General features: G+C 58.7%; 12 protein-coding genes. 4 read left to right on the plus strand and 8 right to left on the minus strand.

The genetic code is table 11. From position 1 onward, the window contains the following. Positions 1–39 precede the first annotated feature (39 nt). Positions 40–1,287, plus strand: a complete 1,248-nt coding sequence (gene rho / locus EPN96_05255; GenBank protein TAL17487.1) for a transcription termination factor Rho — start codon at positions 40–42, stop codon at positions 1,285–1,287. 139 nt (positions 1,288–1,426) lie between these two features. On the opposite strand, the gene EPN96_05260 is transcribed toward rho, so the two are convergent. The 8 genes from EPN96_05260 to EPN96_05295 form a co-directional block, all read right to left on the minus strand. Continuing rightward, on the minus strand, positions 1,427–3,025 hold the full coding sequence (locus tag EPN96_05260) for a hypothetical protein (protein TAL17488.1): 1,599 nt from the start codon (positions 3,023–3,025) through the stop codon (positions 1,427–1,429). A 418-nt stretch (positions 3,026–3,443) separates the two neighbouring features. Beyond that, positions 3,444–3,902 (minus strand): hypothetical protein, encoded by a 459-nt coding sequence (locus EPN96_05265; protein TAL17489.1) that lies wholly within the window; start codon positions 3,900–3,902, stop codon positions 3,444–3,446. Between the two features lie 250 nt (positions 3,903–4,152). Beyond that, positions 4,153–4,566, minus strand: coding sequence for a zinc ribbon domain-containing protein (locus tag EPN96_05270; protein TAL17490.1), 414 nt, complete (start codon positions 4,564–4,566; stop codon positions 4,153–4,155). After that, a complete protein-coding gene (locus EPN96_05275; protein TAL17526.1) occupies positions 4,563–5,804 on the minus strand; it encodes a response regulator in 1,242 nt (413 codons plus the stop codon). Before EPN96_05275 ends, EPN96_05270 begins: the two co-directional genes overlap by 4 nt. A 1,925-nt stretch (positions 5,805–7,729) precedes the next feature. After that, entirely contained in the window at positions 7,730–11,266 is a 3,537-nt protein-coding gene (locus EPN96_05280; GenBank protein ID TAL17491.1) for a PAS domain S-box protein, read from the minus strand. Positions 11,267–11,599: 333 nt separating this feature from the next. Continuing rightward, positions 11,600–12,457 (minus strand): pirin family protein, encoded by an 858-nt coding sequence (locus tag EPN96_05285; protein TAL17492.1) that lies wholly within the window; start codon positions 12,455–12,457, stop codon positions 11,600–11,602. Positions 12,458–12,595: 138 nt separating this feature from the next. Then, entirely contained in the window at positions 12,596–13,099 is a 504-nt protein-coding gene (locus EPN96_05290; GenBank protein ID TAL17493.1) for a cytochrome C, read from the minus strand. Between the two features lie 130 nt (positions 13,100–13,229). Continuing rightward, positions 13,230–13,886, minus strand: coding sequence for a hypothetical protein (locus EPN96_05295; GenBank protein TAL17494.1), 657 nt, complete (start codon positions 13,884–13,886; stop codon positions 13,230–13,232). Positions 13,887–14,152: 266 nt separating this feature from the next. Between EPN96_05295 and dnaA the strand changes: the two genes are divergently transcribed. The 3 genes from dnaA (at position 14,153) to EPN96_05310 (ending at position 17,946) form a co-directional block, all read left to right on the plus strand. Beyond that, the gene (dnaA, locus tag EPN96_05300; protein ID TAL17495.1) at positions 14,153–15,484 is read left to right on the plus strand and encodes a chromosomal replication initiator protein DnaA; all 1,332 of its coding nucleotides are present in this window, start codon (positions 14,153–14,155) and stop codon (positions 15,482–15,484) included. Positions 15,485–15,722: 238 nt separating this feature from the next. Then, positions 15,723–16,844, plus strand: a complete 1,122-nt coding sequence (gene dnaN / locus EPN96_05305) for a DNA polymerase III subunit beta (protein TAL17496.1) — start codon at positions 15,723–15,725, stop codon at positions 16,842–16,844. Between the two features lie 4 nt (positions 16,845–16,848). Further along, positions 16,849–17,946, plus strand: a complete 1,098-nt coding sequence (locus EPN96_05310) for a DNA replication/repair protein RecF (GenBank protein ID TAL17497.1) — start codon at positions 16,849–16,851, stop codon at positions 17,944–17,946. Positions 17,947–17,957: the final 11 nt, after the last annotated feature.

Here is a 17,957-nt window from a genome sequence, read left to right on the forward strand (position 1 = left end):
TCCTGAGGGAAACCCAAGTCCCGCCGGAGCACCCAATTCATGCATCTTCAAGAACTCAAGAACAAACCCATAAACGAACTGATCGAGATGGGCGACACCTTCCAGATAGAGGGCGCGTCGAGGCTGCGGAAGGCGGACCTCATCTTCGCCCTGCTTCGGGCCCAGACCGAGCAGAACGGAAACATCTTCGGCGAGGGAGTCCTCGAACTGCTCCCGGACGGCTTCGGCTTTCTGCGCTCGCCCGATTACAGCTATCTGCCGGGGCCCGACGACATCTACGTCTCCCCCAGCCAGATACGCCGCTTCGGCCTCCGCACGGGAGACACCGTAAACGGGCAGATACGCCAGCCCAAGGAATCGGAGAGGTATTTCGCGCTCCTCAAGGTCTCCACGATAAACGGAGACACCCCCGAGCAGGCCCGCCACAGACTCCTCTTCGACAACCTCACCCCGATCTACCCCAACAGAAGAATAAAGCTCGAAGTGCAGCCCACCCGCTACACCATGCGGGTGATGGATCTGGTCTCCCCCGTGGGCATGGGGCAGCGCGGCCTCATCGTCGCCCCCCCGCGCACCGGCAAGACCGTTCTTCTGCAGGAAATATCCAATTCCATTACCCAGAACCACCCCGACGTAGTCCAGATAGTCCTTCTCATCGACGAGCGCCCCGAGGAAGTCACCGACATGCAGCGCTCCGTCAAGGGCGAGGTCATCTCCTCCACCTTCGATGAACAGGCCCAGCGCCACGTACAGGTCGCCGAGATGGTCATCGAGAAGGCCAAAAGGCTCGTCGAGCATGGCAAGGACGTAGTCATCCTCCTCGATTCCATAACCCGTCTCGCCCGCGCCTACAACACCGTCGTCCCCCACTCCGGAAAGATTCTCTCCGGCGGCGTCGATTCCAACGCCCTCCACAAGCCCAAGCGCTTCTTCGGCGCGGCCAGAAACATTGAAGAGGGCGGCAGCCTCACCATCATCGCCACCGCGCTCGTGGACACCGGCTCCAGGATGGACGAAGTCATCTTCGAGGAGTTCAAGGGCACCGGCAACATGGAGCTGGTACTCGACAGAAAGCTCGCCGACAGGCGCGTCTTCCCCGCCATCGACATCCAGAAATCAGGCACCAGAAAAGAAGACCTCATACTGGAGCCGATGGAACTCAACCGCATCTGGATACTGCGCAAAGTCCTCTCCGCCCTCAACCCGCAGGACGCGATGGAATTTCTGCTCGACAAGATGAAGGGGACCAAATCGAATCAGGAGTTTTTCGACACCATGAGCACATAAAACTGCTGCGCGGCTCCTCGCATCCGGACCGCTCGCAACGTTTTATTTCTTACCTGAATATGTTCCAGGATTGAAAAAGGCCGCTCAATGAGCGGCCTTTCTTGTTGTATGAGTGCAATAGGCCGAGAACCCATCCTGCCTAATGACAAGCATTACAAAGTGCATTGTCATTGTGGTACCGCACCCGGAGCATGTCGTTGTCGGGGACCCTCGTCAAGTCTACGGCGCCGGTGGTGAAGAAGATCAGGTCGGTCCCGTGGGGATTGTGGCAGGTGACGCACATCACCCGGTCGGTCTCCCCCTGGTTGCCAACGTAGCGCGCCACGGGTAGGACGACGAAGGGGACGGGCCGGGGCGGCGGGGGCTGCGTGGTGTCGCCGGGCTTTCCTCCCCAGAAGTCGACGAAATAGTCGACGTCGCCGGAAGCGTTGGCGGCCCCGTAGGCGGATTGGGAATATCTCCATTCATAAAGCTCCACCCAGGAGGTGCTTTCATCGACGTCCGTCATGATTTCCTGGCCCGGTGCAGGTTCTATCGGCTCCGCTTCCCCAGGGTAACTTCCCCAGAAACTCGGGTGATGGATGAGCGCGCCCTTAACAGCCGGGCCCGGATATATTGCTGCGCTGTGACAACTGTTGCAGAGCCCGGCGGCGGAGTGGGTCTCGTCTTCGAGAACCGTGTTCACGAGGCGGTGAAGGTTTTGTGCGGCCGGAGGAAAATGGGGGGCCGAGTTGTCGTGGCAGGCCTCGCAGGTGAGGGGAGTCGTCCCCGCCCCGCTGTCCCTGAAGGGATCCTCTTGCTCAATCCCGGCGTCGCCGTGGCCGCCCCGTGAGAAACCGCTGACGGTGCCGAAGTAGTTTGCGGCCACGCCTTTGGCGGGGCCGCCGCCCGCCTTAGAGTCGTAGACTGTGGTCCCACCGTCCTTCTGCAACTTAATGTCCGGAGCGTCGCCGGGGTGCACCGGGTCGTAGCCGTGGCAGCCGCCGCAGACGAAGGAACGGCCCAGTGGATCGTAGACCGAGGAGGCGTCGCCATCATCGGCGTATTCGGCCCGGGTGTAGTCCCACAGAAGGCGGGGACGGCTGGGGAATCCGGCTGAGAGCCGGTCATAGCCGTTCGAGTAGGGGGCGGTATCCGTGGCTGCGACGTTATAGGGTACGCCGGGCCCGTGGCAGTCCACCTGGGCGCACTCCTGAGGTTCGCCACCGGCAATTACTCCCGTCCCCAGGGTTTGGCCGTTGTAGGAACCCGATGCTGCGAAGTGGCCTCGTCCGTCGGCGAGGAGTACACGCGAGCGCGCGGAAGCGTCCCACGCCCAGGCTGCGTTTTTGTTCCGCCCCGAGGAGTTGTGAGTAGCCGCGCGACCCGCTCCGGCGCCGTGACAGGGCGAGCACAGGTCGTCGGCTGACGGGGTCGCGTTCGCCTCCCGGAAGCGCGCCAGCAAAAAATCGACGTGGATCTTGTGCGCCCCTCCGCCGCTGGGATAGTTCTCCACCCTCTCGGCTCCCGCCACGCCCGCAGCCTCGCCCGGGGCGACCGGAGGGACGCCATGACAGTCGCCGCACTCCGGAAGGGCGGCCCCAGGGCCGTATGAGCCAACGTCGGAGCAACCTCCCCCGGCGACGCACAGGAACGCCATAACCCCAAAGGCCGAACCTATCCTGGGGAGAACTTGGGCAATATGCTTGATTACCATTACGCTTCTGTCCGGGTTCGGGTGGAATGGGGCGGAATTCATTAAGAAAGCTCGCACATGAGTGGAATCATTTCAGCTCATGTGCTCGAAGATATTCTTTTCACAGCTATGCATACAATAAAATTTACCTTCGAGTCCAAAAACATTCCGTTAATTCGTTTTTGACGAGCCTTCACTTCGCCCTCCCCGTGGCCCGTAGGTGACGCAGGGAGCGGAGGTGGAAAGGGCGGCGGGGGGGTCTTAGTGAGCGTAGCGAACGGGTGCCCCGTACGGCCCAGCCAGAACGAAGTGGTCGCGCTTTTAAAGCGCGAGCGACGAGTCCGGGCTGTGTTTTGGGCCACCTTTTGCTCACTCAAATGGTGGCTTGGAGCGCGAGGCAAGGCCTCGCAAGTTGTAGCTGGTCTCCTACATCTAAAAAGGCCGCTCATCGAGCGGCCTTTTAATGTTCTCTTCATATTTTTCAATCCCCCCAGACTGCGAGGCCGGTGTTGGTGAGGAGGTAGAATTCGTCGTCGAGGATGCGGCGGTTGAGTTCTATTTCTTCGGCCACCCGGCGAAGCAGCGTCCTTTCCTCGCCGGTTTTCGCTCTAGCGGCTTCCCGGATTTTTTCGCCGCTTTCTTTTTCGAGGGCGATATCCGCCTCAAGCGCGGCAAGGGCGTCGGCGTGCGCCGTTTTTGCCTCCATTGCGGCAAAATCCACGGCAGTTTCCACCATGCCGGAATCGCTCTCTTCATAGACCGGAGTCAGGCGTTTTTTCAGAAGTTCGGCGTTGTGTCCGTGAAACTCCGCGAGCTCCCGGAACATCGCGGCCCCCTTGGGGTTGTCGGTGAGTCTGGCCGATTCGGCGTTTCGGCGCGCGGCTCTTTCTTCCTCGCGGATCGCCGTTTCCAGCTCCCGCGGGATCTCTTTTCTGGCCATTGTAAACTCCTCCAATGAAGTCCCGGAGTTCCCGCGCTGCCTGCTTCGCTCCTTTCTCCTTTTGGTCCCTGAGCTGGAAACTCCGGGGAATTCGCGATCCCGGGGAATCGCCGGAAGAAACATTGTGAAGTATTGCACTAATTAAGTAGTACTGCACTATTTTGGGGGTGTCAACCGGAAAAAAGAGCCGGGAGGGCGCTTTTATTCTTCGGGGGCGAGAGGTTTTTACGCTTCCGGGAACTGGCGGCGCTTAAAACAGGAGCTCCGCGATTTCCCGGACGCTGCGCACGAGCTGTCCGTGGCCGCTGTGGAGGTAGACGCCGAGCTGGGCGATGAGATCGACCGCGAAGGCGAACTGGGCGAGGGCGAAACCGGCTATTGTGAACTGGCTTACGCTGACGACGCCTATTCCGAATTGGGAGAGGGTGAAGATTCCGGCGGCGAACTGGCCTATGGCTATTATTCCCCTTGCGGGCACCGGCATACGGTTCGCCCGGTACTTGAAGGAGACGTGGACGAGCGGCATTCCCATGAAGGTTCTTTGGCTCTTGTACTCGAAGCCGTAGCCGTCCCACTTTTCCCTGGCCGGGTAGGGGGCTCCGCACTGGGGGCACATGAAGGCGTTTTCCGAAACCGTGCGCCCGCACTCCCGGCAGGTTTTCATGCCGGCTGGGTCCCGTCGAGCACTTCGCGGATCTTGGCGCCGAGGGTTTTGAGGGAGAAGGGCTTTGAGAGGAAATTGACGCCTTCGTCGATAACTCCCCTGTGGGCTATCACGTTGGCGGTGTAGCCGGACATGAAGAGGCATTTAAGGCCAGGCTGTATGGCGGATATCTTCTCGTAGAGCTCTTTTCCGTTCATTTCGGGCATTACCACGTCGGTTACGAGCAGGCCGATTGCGCCTTTGTTCTCTTCGGCGAGCCTGAGCGCCTCCGCAGGGCTTCCGGCGGCCAGCACGCGGTAGCCGAGCGAGGCGAGAATCCGCCTGCCGAGGCCGAGTATCGCTTCTTCGTCCTCGACGAGGAGAATCGTCTCGCTGCCCCCCAGGGTTACACTGCCGGGTTCCGCCGCAGTTTCGGCTTTTGCCAGCGTCCGGGGCAGGTAGATGCGGAAGGTGGTGCCGAGGCCGGGCTCGCTGTAGACGTTTATGAAGCCGCCGTTCTGCTTGACTATGCCGTAGACGGTGGAAAGGCCGAGCCCCGTGCCCTTGCCGCGTTCCTTGGTGGTGAAGAAGGGGTCGAAGATTTTCGCCAGTTCCTCTTTTTTCATGCCCGCGCCGCTGTCGCTGACGGCGAGAAGGACGTACTCTCCCGGCATGAAGCCCGCGTGGCCTTCGCAGTACTGTTCGTCCAGAGTCACGTTGTCGGTCTCGATCTCTACCTTGCCGACCCCCTGTATAGCGTCCCGGGCGTTGGTGACGAGATTCGCCATTAGCTGGTCTACCTGCGAGGGGTCGATTTTAACCCTCCAGAGGTCTTTCCCCGGCTTCCATTCGAGGTAGATGTCTTCGCCGATAAGCCGGCGGAGCATTTTCTGCATCGGCTCTATCGTATCGTTCAGGTCGAGCACCTTCGGAGCCACCGTCTGCTTGCGGGCGAAGGCAAGAAGCTGGCGGGTTATTTCCGCCGAGCGCTTCGCGGCCTTTTGTATCTCCTCAAGGTCCTCCCGTAGCGGATTTTGGGGCTCTATCTGCTCCAGCGCGAATTCGGCGTGGCCGAGAATGACCCCCAGCATGTTGTTGAAATCGTGGGCGACGCCCCCCGCGAGCTGGCCGACCGATTCTATCTTCTGGGACTGAAGCAGCTGGCCCTCCAGCTTGGCCCGCTCCGCCTCCATGCGCTTTATTTCGCTGAGGTCGCGAAAAAAGCCCAGAGTGGCGGTCCCCTCGGGCAACTGTATCATGGCGATGTCGATCAGGAAGGGGAAAGTGGTTCCGTCCCGCCTGATGCCCGTGGTTTCATAGGCGTTTGGCACCTCTTCGCCCCTTTCGCGCCGTTTGTTGCGATCGATCAGTTCAGCGTGGGCTTCTTTCGGCAAAAGAGCGGTTATCGGGACGTTGACAAGTTCTTCCGGGCTGTCGTAGCCGAAGAGACGGGCATGGGCCGGGTTCACGAGGACGTGTTTTTGTCCTCTCGCTATGCCGATGCCCACCGGAGCGCCCTCGAAGATGGCGCGGAATCTCTCCTCGCTGGTCAGCAGGGCCTTTTCGGCCCTCTCCATGCGCTTTCTCTGAACGAGCAGCGCGCCTATGAGCAAGGACTGAGCGATAAAGACGACAAAACCAAAAATTATAAATCCCTTGTACTGGTCCCAGAGAAGCGGGGGCCGGTCGATGAAGACGCTCTCTTCGGGGAGGTTTTTCGGGTGGCCTCCCCACCGCTCGATCTGCTTCCAGTCGAAGACGGGAACCGCCCTGTTGTCGGCTACCGTCACGGGCTTTTCGAGGACAAGTTTTTTGCCGAGGATGTCCAGCGCGCCGACGGCGGTTGTTTCGCCGAGGTCCTTTACGCTTATCACCGAGCCGCCGATGCCGCCGTTGGTGAGGTTGAAGTCGTAGAGCCCGAAGACGGGGGCGTTGGCCGCCCTGGTAATCATCCCCTCGACCTCGTAGGCGAGGGTTGCGCGGCCGTTCGTATCCTTGTTGTACTGGGTGAAGATGATTACGGAGAAGGGGGGGAGGGTTGAAACCCGGTGGAGCATCTCCGGAAGGGAGAGGCCTGTGGTGTATTCCTGCTCCACCTTCCCCTGCCAGGGCTGGGCGGTCTTTGACGCCTCGGAAGCCATCTTCCTGTCGGCCTCGCTCGCTCCGGAAACGAAGACCACCCGCCGGGTGGAAGGGAAAAGCTCGAACGCCCGCTCAAGGGTTCCCTTTATGTCGAAGTGCGCCACCTGGCAGAGGAATTTTCGCCCCGCAGCCTCTTCTTCGGAGGGCGGGGGCGCCTGCACGGTGATTACCGGAGCGGAGGGAGCCAGCTCTTTTCCTTCCCGCAGCAGAAACCACAGCGCGGGCTGCTGCACGGTGACGACAAGATCGAACTTCCTGGAGGAGTACTTCTCCCTTAGCAGGGAAAGCAGCTTTTGCGGGTACTCCCTGTCCTCCTGATGTCGCCCCAGATCCAGAAACTCGGAATAGACGTCGTTTGCGCTTACCCCCCCCTTGCTGAGAGCGGTGAAAAAACCCTCGTTGAAAATCCTCACTCCCTGGCCCCCGTGGCCGTAGGAGTAAAGAAGGAGGATGCTTTTGGGGGCGGCTTCGGGTGAACCGGCGTGCTGCGCCCTTGCCCGAGCGGGGCAGGCGAAGTGCGCGCAGAGTAAAAGCAGCGTCGCCGCGAGAGCGAAAATACGCCTTGCCGACGCCATCCGGTAGTCACTCATTCTTCAAGCTTCCCACTGACCAAAGAACCCCTTTGAAGTGTCCGCAAGACGGCTATTCTACGAAAGAGTTTACGGCGCGGCCTTCGTATCCGGCGAGGAATCCCGCAGCACCCGCCTTCTCTAAGGCTACGGCGGGGCAGGGCTTCCCGCCAGTTTGATGCCGGTTTTTCGCTACGCTCAAACCGGCAAACTATTTCGGCGAAGGGCAAGGAATCCGCAGGGCGCGCGGTCGCAGGCAGTAGCGTGACTACGACGGGAGCGCCCGAGAAACGACCCCCGGTAAAAGATTCCGAGGGCAGGCTTCGCCCTTCGCTGAAACAGCCTCCCGGCGGCGGCTTTTCCGTTCCCGGCGAGGAATCCCGGAGCGAGAGGGCGAGACAGTAGCAGCGCTACGGCGAGCCCTTGAGCGAGGACATGACGACGCCGGGGACGGAAAGGATGCGCCGGACCCCCTAGCTGTCGAGAACCTCACGAACCTTCAACCCCAAAGTCTTCAGCGAAAAAGGCTTCTGCAGAAAGCTCACTCCTTCGTCCAGTACTCCCCTGTGGGCTATTACGTCTGCGGTGTAGCCCGACATGAAGAGGCATCGAAGCCCCGGCTGGATGGCCAAAATCTTTTCGTAGAGTTCCTTGCCGTTGATCTCGGGCATCACCACGTCGGTGACTAGAAGGTCTATGGACCCGGCGTTTTCCTCGGCCAGCCTTATGGCCCTGGCCGGGCTGTTGGCCGCCAGCACGCGGTACCCGAGAGCCGTCAGGCTTCTCTTGCCCAGGTTAAGTATAGCCTCTTCGTCCTCTACGATCAGCACCGTCTCCCTGCCGCCCTTCGGAGCTTCGGCGTATTCGCAGAAATTATCCGACACGTCGGCGTGCGCCTTGGGGAAATAGATGCGGAAGGTGCTGCCGAGGCCGGGCTCGCTGTAGACGTTTATGAAGCCGCCGTTCTGCTTGACTATGCCGTAGACGGTCGCCAGGCCGAGGCCGGTGCCCTGGCCGACGTCTTTGGTGGTGAAAAAGGGGTCGAATATTCTGGTGAGCTTGTCTTTTTCTATGCCGCAGCCGTCGTCGGTGACGGTGAGGAGGACGTACTCTCCGGAGGTAAAGCCGGGGTGCCCTTCGCAGTAATGGCTGTCGAGCACCACGTTGTTCGTCTCTATGCTTACGTTTCCCGCGCCCGATATGGCGTCGCGGGCGTTGGTCAGTAGGTTCGCCAGAAGCTGGTCTACCTGCGAGGGGTCGATCTTCACCCTCCAGAGACCGCTTCCCGGCTTCCAGTTGAGCGCTATGTCCTCGCCGATGAGGCGGCGGAGCATCTTCAGCATCCCCGAGACGGTGTCGTTCAGGTCGAGCACCTTCGGGGCCACGGTCTGCTTGCGGGCGAAGGCCAGAAGCTGGCGGGTGATGTCCGCCGACCGCTTCGCCGCCTTTTCGATCTCCTCCAGGCTCTCCCGGAGCGGATTTTGGGGCTCGACCTGCTCCAGGGCAAGTTCGGTGTGGCCGAGAATTACTCCCAGCATGTTGTTGAAATCGTGGGCGACGCCTCCCGCGAGGCGGCCTACCGATTCTATCTTCTGCGCCTGCAGAAGCTGGGACTGGAGGCGGTCCTTCTCCTCCTCGGAGCGCTTTTGCTCGGAGATGAAGCGCGCCTGCAGGACGTTCTGGTAGGCCATTGTGGAGATCTGTTTCGCCAGAGTGTAAAGGGTCTGCGCGACCCTGCGGAACTGCTCCTGCGACATCGGGGGGACTTCCCTGAAGGCCTCGATGAAACCCTCCTCGTCGGCCCCTATATCTCGCGCGTACTCCCGCATCTTCTCTTCGGTCTGCGATTCGTCCCTGACCTGCCCGATCAGCCAGTTGGCAACGTGCCTTCCGCCGACGGTTATGCTCGCGCCCGCGTCCCACAGCCCGCCGCTGAGACAGGGCCGCACCGTCGGCCCGGTGGCGTTGGCGCCTCCGATTACCGCGTCCGAGCGGTAGCAGCTGGACAGTCCCTTTTCGGTCTTGCGGATTATCTCCGAACAGAGCCGGGTGAAGTTGCTGGGCCGGGTGAGGGGTTTTCCCTCGGGGTCGGTTATTATCGAGGCCACCCCGGCGGCGCTGGCGAACTGATCCTGTAATTTCTGCATCTCTTCGATATTGAGGAGTTCTTCAAACCCTATGCCCTCCGCCTCGTCCAGCGGACGGGTCAGCTCTTCCATCCGGCTCTTTAAGGACAGCTCGGCGCGCTTCCTTTCGGTCACGTCACGAAAGACGCAGGCAAACTGCCCCTCCTTCGGCCGGTAGGCGAAGACCTCGAAATACTTGTCCAGTTCGCCGCTGTAGTTCTCGAACTGGGCGGGCTCCCCGGTAAGGGCGACCTTCCCGTAAAGCTCTATCCAGTAGGATTCGGTTCCGGGGAGCACTTCCAGCACCCGCTTCCCCAGTATTTTTTCCGCGCTCAGCCCGGTCTGGCGCTCGAAGGCGGGGTTTACCGACAAGAAGCGGTAATCGGCAGGACGCCCGTCTTCGTCGAGAACTATCTCGTGAATCGCGAAGCCGTCGAGCATGCCGTTGAAAAGGCCCCGGTAACCCGCCTCGCTCTCCTCTATCTTTTTCTGGGCCTCGTATTCCTGCGACTGGTCCCGGAAGACCAGCACCACGCCGGTTATCCTGCCCTCTTCGTCATGGATCGGCGCGGCGCTGTCGGCGATAGGCCTTTCGGTGCCGTCGCGGGAGGAAAGAACGGTGTGGTTGGCGAGCCCCACGATCCGCCCGTTGCGCACTACTTCGCGGACGGGATTCTCGACGGCCTTCCGCGTCTCCTGATTGAAGATGAAAAAGACCTCTTCGAGGGGCTTTTGGTACGCCTCCTCCTTACGCCAGCCGGTTAGCTCCTCGGCCACACCGTTGAGCAGCTCGACGCGGCCTTCGGCATCGGTGGTGATTACTCCGTCCCCTATGCTCATCAGGGTCGTGCCGTATCTCGCCTCGCTCTCCCTCTTGGCCTTTTCCGAGGCGAAGAGAACCCGGTACTGCGCCTTGGCGTTTCGCTCCCACACCGTCCTGACGGCGACGGCGACGAAAACGCCGGTCCCCGCGAGCATGAAGAGAATGAGAGCCGAGCGGAACTGCCACTCGGCGAAGGCCTCGCTCATGTCCACCTTGGTGACCATGTGCCAGGCGGTGCCGGGAACCGGATTTAAAACGGAGAGCACCGGGACGCCGCGGTAGTCAATCCCCTGAAAGACCCCCTCCCTCCCCAGCACGGCCTGGACAGCGGGCAAATTCTCTCGCGTGAGGGGTATCCGGAACTTGAGGGCCGTACCGGTCCGGTGGCGAAGCTCGTTGAGGTAGAGGACGTCTTCGCCGTCGCGGCGCACCAGCAGCGTCTCGGAGGAATCGCTCGGCACCGGCCAGCTCTGGATAAGGGGGTAGAGGAACTGGTTCGCGTCGTTTTGCAGGATGAGAAGGCCTATATACCTCTGCGCTCCCTTCTCCTCGGTAAAAAGCGGCGCGACTACGCTGAGGTGGGGGTGTTGTCCGTCGTCCTCCGTGTGAATCTGCGTGAGAAAGGGCCTTCGCTGGGCGATGGCTTCCTGAATGGCGGGGAGGGCGATATCGTGGACGTGGCCCGGGTTGCCGCTCAGGGTGAAGACAACCTTGCCGGTTGAATCGGTTAAAAAGATGTCGTTGTAGGCATAGTGCATCTGCATCGCCCGAAGGCTCTGGCGGAGGTCTTCCGTCATCGCCTCCCGGCGGGGATTTTCAATCCAGCGCGCTATGGACTCACAATAGTAAGGGCTGTTCATGAAGAGCACGGCCTCGCTCAGCCTGTCCTCCCGCCAATGTACTATCTGGTCCACTTTCAAGCTGGCGATGGACTGGAGTTTTGCCTCCGTCTCCGCCCTGAGCTGGCGCTCCTGGGCGCGGTAGAACAAATAACCTCCCCCCAGAACAACCGCCATAGATATGGTAAAGATCAAAGTCAGCCAGCGGGGATATTTGGCCATGAACGCCGTCCTCCAATTGCAAGGCTGAACAACTGCCAGCTTGATAAAAAACAATAGCCGGAAACACGGTTTGTCTAACCGCGCCTACGGGTTTTAAATACATCCATTCTCAATATCTTGTCCAGCAATTCTCTTTTTGCCCGCGCCCGGGAAACGACCCTTCTTCGCTCTACAAGCTACGGCCAGACGCAGCTTTGGAGTTTTTACAAGGCGCGGCTTTTCGTTCCCGGCGAGGAATCCCGCAGCGAAAGGGCGAGACAGTAGCAGCGCTACGTGGAGCCCTTGAGCGAGGACATGACGACGCCGGGGACGAAAAGGATGCGCCGGACAATATTATTTAATGAAAGTCCCGTTCCTGTACTCCTCAAAAGCAACCTCCAGCTCCTCCTCGGTATTCATCACTATCGGCCCGCCCCAGGCCACAGGCTCGCGTAGCGGTTTTCCGGAAAAGAGCAAGAAACGAAGGGACGGCGACAGGGGAGTTGCTTCTATCGGACCGCCTTCATGACCGTAAAGAATCAGGCTCTCCGGCCCGGCGCTTGTTTTTCCCCCGCTCCCCTCCGCTTCGCCGAAAACGCCCTCTCCCGAAAGGACGTAAACGCCCACGGTGTGCCCCTCTTTGACCCTTTGGACGAAAACGCCTCCCTCCACGGAAACGTCCATGTACAGTGGGTCGATTACTATATCCCGCACCGGCCCCCATACTCCGCCGGCCTCTCCGCTGATTATCCTCGCCCTCGCTCCTCCGGGGAGCCGCACTTCGGGTATCGTGGCCGCCTTTATGTCCCGGTAGCGCGGGTTCATCATCTTTTGCGAAGCGGGGAGATTGGCCCAGAGCTGAAAGCCCCACAAAAGCCCGGACCCGGTCTTTTTGGGCATCTCCTGATGTATCACGCCGCTCCCGGCGGTCATCCACTGCACGTCGCCGGGGCCGATCGCCCCGCTGTTGCCGAGGGAGTCGCCGTGCTCGACGCGCCCTTCGAGTATGTAGGTTATGGTCTCGATGCCACGGTGGGGATGCCAGGGAAATCCCGCCACGTAGTCCAGGGGATTTTGCGAGTGGAAATCGTCCAGCAAAAGGAAGGGGTCGAAGAGAGGAACCTGGTGGTATCCGAAAGCTCTTTTCAGGTGAACGCCCGCCCCCTCTACTGTGGGCCGGCTCTTGAACAATCCGGTTATCTTCCGCGCCATCTTTCCGCCTCCTTCCGCTTTGGTTCTCCCTTAATTCTAGTCCGGCTGCGCGCTTACGCCATTGACTCCGGCTGTTTTTCCAAACAAAAAAGCCCCGCTCGGGCGAGCGGGGCTTCAGATTTAAAAAGTGCTTCCGTGTTACTGCTTTTTGGGAACGGAGACGGTCGGGATGGTCGGTTTGGACTCCGCGGGGGCGGAGACGGTCTTGAATTCCTTCATGTCGACCTTCTCCTGATGGCACATCGCGCAGAACTTGCCGAGCTCGCCGGCCTTCTTAACGTCTCCCTGGAGGTACTTGTAGCTGGGGTTGGAGGGATGGGGATCGTGGCAGCTTGAGCAGCCCATAGTTCCGTCGGCGCGGAGCAGGTCGGCGGGCACCTTCACCTTTACCGGCTTTCCGCCCACGGGGTGAGTGGCGGAAATGATTATGGGCATTATGCCCTCTTCCTTGTTGTGGCAGCCGAGGCAGAGGGGAATGTCGCTCTTCTCGCCTTCGCCCTTCGGGGCGACTCCGATTATCGCTTTGCCCTTGGCGTAGTGGAGAGAGTGGCAATCCGTGCAGTTGTTGTCGTGGGGGCCGAAAGCCAGAGCGTACCCGGAGGCCATGACTACAGCCGCCGCCAGCAGAATCTTCGTTTTCATTTTATGTTTTCTCCCTTGAAAAGTTATGAACGGCGTCTGCAGCCGTAAAATTCACGTAAAAAAATCCGAAGGGAAGGTTATAGCCTTACCTGGAGAAAGTTCAAGGCTCATAAGTTCGGCGTGGAATTTTTTATCGGCTCTGCTCCGCCCCGGCGGCCGTTTTTTCTTCCTTCACCACAAGATAGCCCCCCTCCGGGGCGTTCCGGGCGAGGCGCGCGATGATTCCGGCCGCGTTCGATTCCCCGCGGTTTACGTAGCAGGGCTTTGACTCCCGCCCGAACTCGACGGTTTCGGAAGATTCGGGAATCCCGGCGAAGAGAAGGCGGCTTTCGGGCCACCTCTTGCTCGGCTTGAAGGTGTATCTTTCGGCGAACCGGGCCGCTCCTTCCGTTATCTTTCTGGCCAGACCCGGCTCGCAGGGCTCGAAGACGACGGTGTCGTGAAAGATGTTGGGCTTGACCCTCGACTGGTAGTCCTCGGGGGCAAGGCCCGGCAGAACCGCAGCGTCCTTTATGCCGAGGCAAAGGGTGTCTACGTACCAGCCTCCGACGAGGAGCTTGCCGTCGGGAAGGGTGCGCGCCAGCAGGATGTGGGCAAGCCCCCTTTCGCGCCAGCCTTCGCTTATCACGCACTCGAAGACGGGGTAATCGGAAGCGTTCGCCAGAAGCTCCGAAAGTCCGGTGTTTTCGGACGCGGACCGCTGGCGGGCCTTTTGCTCCCTGATCTCTATTTCCCTTTTCTTCCTCTTTTCGGCGGCCTTCTGGCGCTGGCGAGGGTCCTTTGCCATTTTTACTCCTTTGGATTTTACGGACAAACTCTCAGGGGCAAGAGGATAGACGCATTTGCCTTTGCGGGTCAACGCGCCTTCGCCAAAAAAACAAACCGCTTGATAGAACCGGACCACTCTGATACCCTCTAGTCCTGTATGGTCTTTCCAGGCGGGATTTAATAAAATTCTTTAATTACGATAGCTTACATATTCCGGCCTTGGCTTCGGAAGATATCCACAATTGTGGACAACGCTGTGGATAATTCCGGGAGTGAAACGAAATAATGAATATCCTCTGGAGCGAGGTTCTCTTTGATCTTGAAAGGGAGGTTCCCGCCCAAACCTTCGCCACCTGGATTAAACCTCTGGAGGCATCAAGGGTTGAGAGAGACGTCTTTTTCATAACGGCGCCCAACCGGTTTTTCGCGGACTGGCTCAAGGACAACGGGCTTTCCTCGCTGATCGAGGGGATCCTGGAGCGCCGCCTCGGGACCAGGGTCCGCGTCGAATTCACGATCTCAAAAAAACCCCAGCGCCAGCCTCCTTCCGGCGAGACGGCTAAAAAAGAAAAGAGCGAGTGGCGCGAAAGATCGGTGCGCATAGGCCTTAACCCAAGGCACACCTTTGAATCCTTCGTAGTGGGCCCCTGCAACGAATTCGCGCAGGCGGCCAGCAAGGCGGTCGCGGGCGGCTCCCACCACAATTACAACCCTCTCTTCATCTACGGGGGAGTCGGTCTCGGGAAGACCCACCTCCTTAACGCCATAGGCAACCAGAAGCTGATGGAAAACCCTCAGCTGAAGATTTGCTTCGTCACCTCCGAATCCTTCACGAACGAACTGATTCAGGCTCTCACCAACGACCGGATGAACGAGTTTCGGGCCAAGTACCGGTCGATGGACGTTCTTCTGGTGGACGACATCCAGTTCCTGAAAAAGAAGGAGCGCACGCAGGAGGAGTTTTTCCACACCTTCAACGCCCTCTACGAGAGACAAAAATCCATAGTCCTTTCGAGCGACAAGTTCCCCAAGGAGATTCCCGAGATCGAGGACCGCCTCCGCTCCCGCTTTGAATGGGGGCTCATAGCAGACATCCAGCCGCCGGATATGGAGACCAAGGTCGCGATACTTAACAAGAAGGCGCAGATCGAGTCGATAGAGATGCCCGGCGAAGTCTCCATGTTTCTGGCTTCCCGGGTCTTGTCCAACATAAGAGAGCTGGAAGGCTCCCTTACCCGCGTGGCCGCTTTCGCGAACCTTACCCACACCAGCATAAACATAGAGTTGGCCAAGAAGGTTCTGCAGGGGTCCTCGCAGGGGCCGGAATCCTCCCTGAGCGTGGAGGACGTGCTGAAGGCCGTTTCCGCTCACTGCAAGATAAAGATCTCCGACATAAAGGGAAAGAGGCGCACGAAGGTCATAGCCTGGGCGAGGCAGCTCTCCATGTATCTGTCAAGAGAGCTTACCGACAGCTCCTTTCCGGAGATAGGAAACCGTCTGGGGGGAAAGGACCATTCAACCGTTATGTACGCCTGCGACAAGATAGCCGAAATGGCCGAAAAGGACCGCGACGTGGCCCGGCAGATAAACTCGATAAAGTCCACCCTCGGCAAATGAGGCCGAAGTGAAAAACAATAAAAGAAATCTTGTGGAGCGTCCTGTGGATAAGATGTCGATGAATCCGAACCTTCCCGGAACTGTCTAAAACCGGTTTTTTCATCAACATCTTCTGGACAGCAAAAAACTTTCGCTTCAAAAGGGAAAAGATGAGTTTTCCACAATTTCTGCAGGGCCTATTACTACTACTTTATAAAGGTAATTAATTTAATAAAAGAAGATAGACGGGAGAAAGACGATGCGGATTGAAATCAGCCAGGAAGCTTTTTCGGAGATCATTTCCCGCGCTCAATCCACTCTGGAAAGAAAGAGCACGAGGCCCATTCTGGAGAACGTACTCCTTCGGGCGCAGGGAGAAGAGCTTGTCCTGTCGGCGACGGACCTTCGGATAAGCCTCATTCAAAAATCCGTCTGCAAGGTAAATGAAGCCGGTTCAATCTCCATACCCGGCAGAAAGCTCAACGAAATCGTAAAGGAAATTCCCAGAGGGACGGTCGCTGTAGAAACCAGGGAAAACAACTGGGTTACGATCTCTGCCGGAAACTCCACCTTTCACATACCGGGGACGCCGGCTGAGGAGTTTCCTACTTTTCCCACTCCTCCCGACAATTTTCAAAAGATCAATCCCGCTTCTTTCGACCGCATACTCACAAAAACGGTCTTCGCCGCCTCCAGCGACGAAACCCGGATTTACCTTTGCGGCGTCTTTTTCAAGGAGTGGGTGGACCAGAAGGGAAAATCCTTCCTCAAAATGGTCGCCACCGACGGACACAGGCTCAGCCTTATGGACGAACCCCTCGAAAAGGGGCTCGGCCTGTTTTCTTCGGGAATAATTGTTCCTAAAAAGGGAGTTGCGGAACTGAAATCCCTTCTTGCGATGGGAAAGGAAGTTTTTGAAATAGCCTGCGCCGACGGACGTCTTTACGCGCGGACGGGGGACATTCTTCTCAGCGTTACCCTTATCGACGCGAGTTTTCCCAATTACCAGCAGGTAATTCCCGAGATATCGGGAAACGGGGTCCTCATCTCCTGCGATCATTTCAGAGACGCCATCAAGAGAGTATCCATCCTCAGCGATCAGGAGACGAGATCGGTCCTGACGGAGATAGAGGGAAACCTCATGACCCTGGTTTCCGACAACCCCGGCATGGGAGACGCAAAAGAGACCCTTCCAGTGGAATACGCCGGAGCCCCGGTCAAGGTGGCCTTTAACGCCAACTACCTCATGGACATACTCAAAGTCATGGATGACGAGACCCTCCGGATGGAGATAAAGGACTCCCTCTCCCCGGCGCTGTTTCTCGGAACCGACAAGGATGCGAGGTTCATGTCGGTGGTAATGCCGATGCGCGTTGACTGAGGGAATGGTTCTAAAAAGGATTTTGTACAGGGGTTTCAGAAATCTTTCGCCGGAGCCCCTTGAACCCGGGCCCGCTCTGAACGTCTTTTGCGGCCCCAACGCTCAGGGAAAGACCAACATACTCGAAGCCGTCTACCTTCTTTCCACTCTCGGCAGTTTCAGAACCAGAAGAGTGAGGGATCTCATAACGGTGGGGGAGAACGAGGCGGAAGTAGAAGGGATAGTCAGCGACGGCTACGGAACAGCCCGGCTTGGCGTCCACCTGTCGAAGGAAGGCAAAAAAGCCTTCGTGGACAGAAAACAGCCTTTTTCGGCCGCCGGATACCTGAAGGTCTTTCCCACGGTTTTTTTCGGGCCGGGGGACATGGAAATGGCGAAGGGGGACCAGTCCCTAAGAAGAAAATATCTCGACAGGGCCTCTTTCTCGGCCGATCCCTCGTACGTCGAGAAGATGAAAAACTACCGGCGGGCTCTGGCGCAGCGAAACGAGGCTCTCCAGAGTAACCAGCAGGACCTCGAGCCCTGGACAACCTTTCTTTCACAGGCCGGTTGGGAGATATGCAGGCAAAGGAGCCTGTCTCTGGGGGAACTGAAAGAGACGGTAGCGCGCATACACAGGGATATTTCCGGCGGAACCGAGGAGATAGAGATATCCTACAAGCCCTCCTGGAAGATGGAAGAGGGGGCGGAGGGGCTCAGAAACATTCTTCTGGAGAGCGACGCCGAGGACCGGAAAAGGGGGTTTACCCACCACGGGCCGCACAGGGACAAGGTAAAGGTAAAACTTGGGGGAAGAGAGATATCCGAGCACGGCTCGCAGGGTCAGCACAGGACTCTGGTTCTTTCGATGAAACTGGCGCTTCTCTTGTGGGCGAAGGAGAAGACGGGCTCTTCTCCCGCCTTTCTCCTTGACGACCCCGGCAGCGAACTGGACAAAAAGCGCCTCGGCTATCTGGGAGAGTTTCTCACCGGCTGGAAGGGGCAGGTTTTCGTTTCCTCGGTGGGGAGCGACGACATACCCGTAAACGCCGGCAGCGTTAAAAACGTTTACAATATAGAGTCCGGAAGGGTCGCGAAGACCGGAACCGTTTCAAAAAACTGAGAGCGTAAAAA

The organism is bacterium (assembly GCA_004322275.1).
GTDB lineage: Bacteria > Desulfobacterota > Deferrisomatia > Deferrisomatales > BM512 > SCTA01.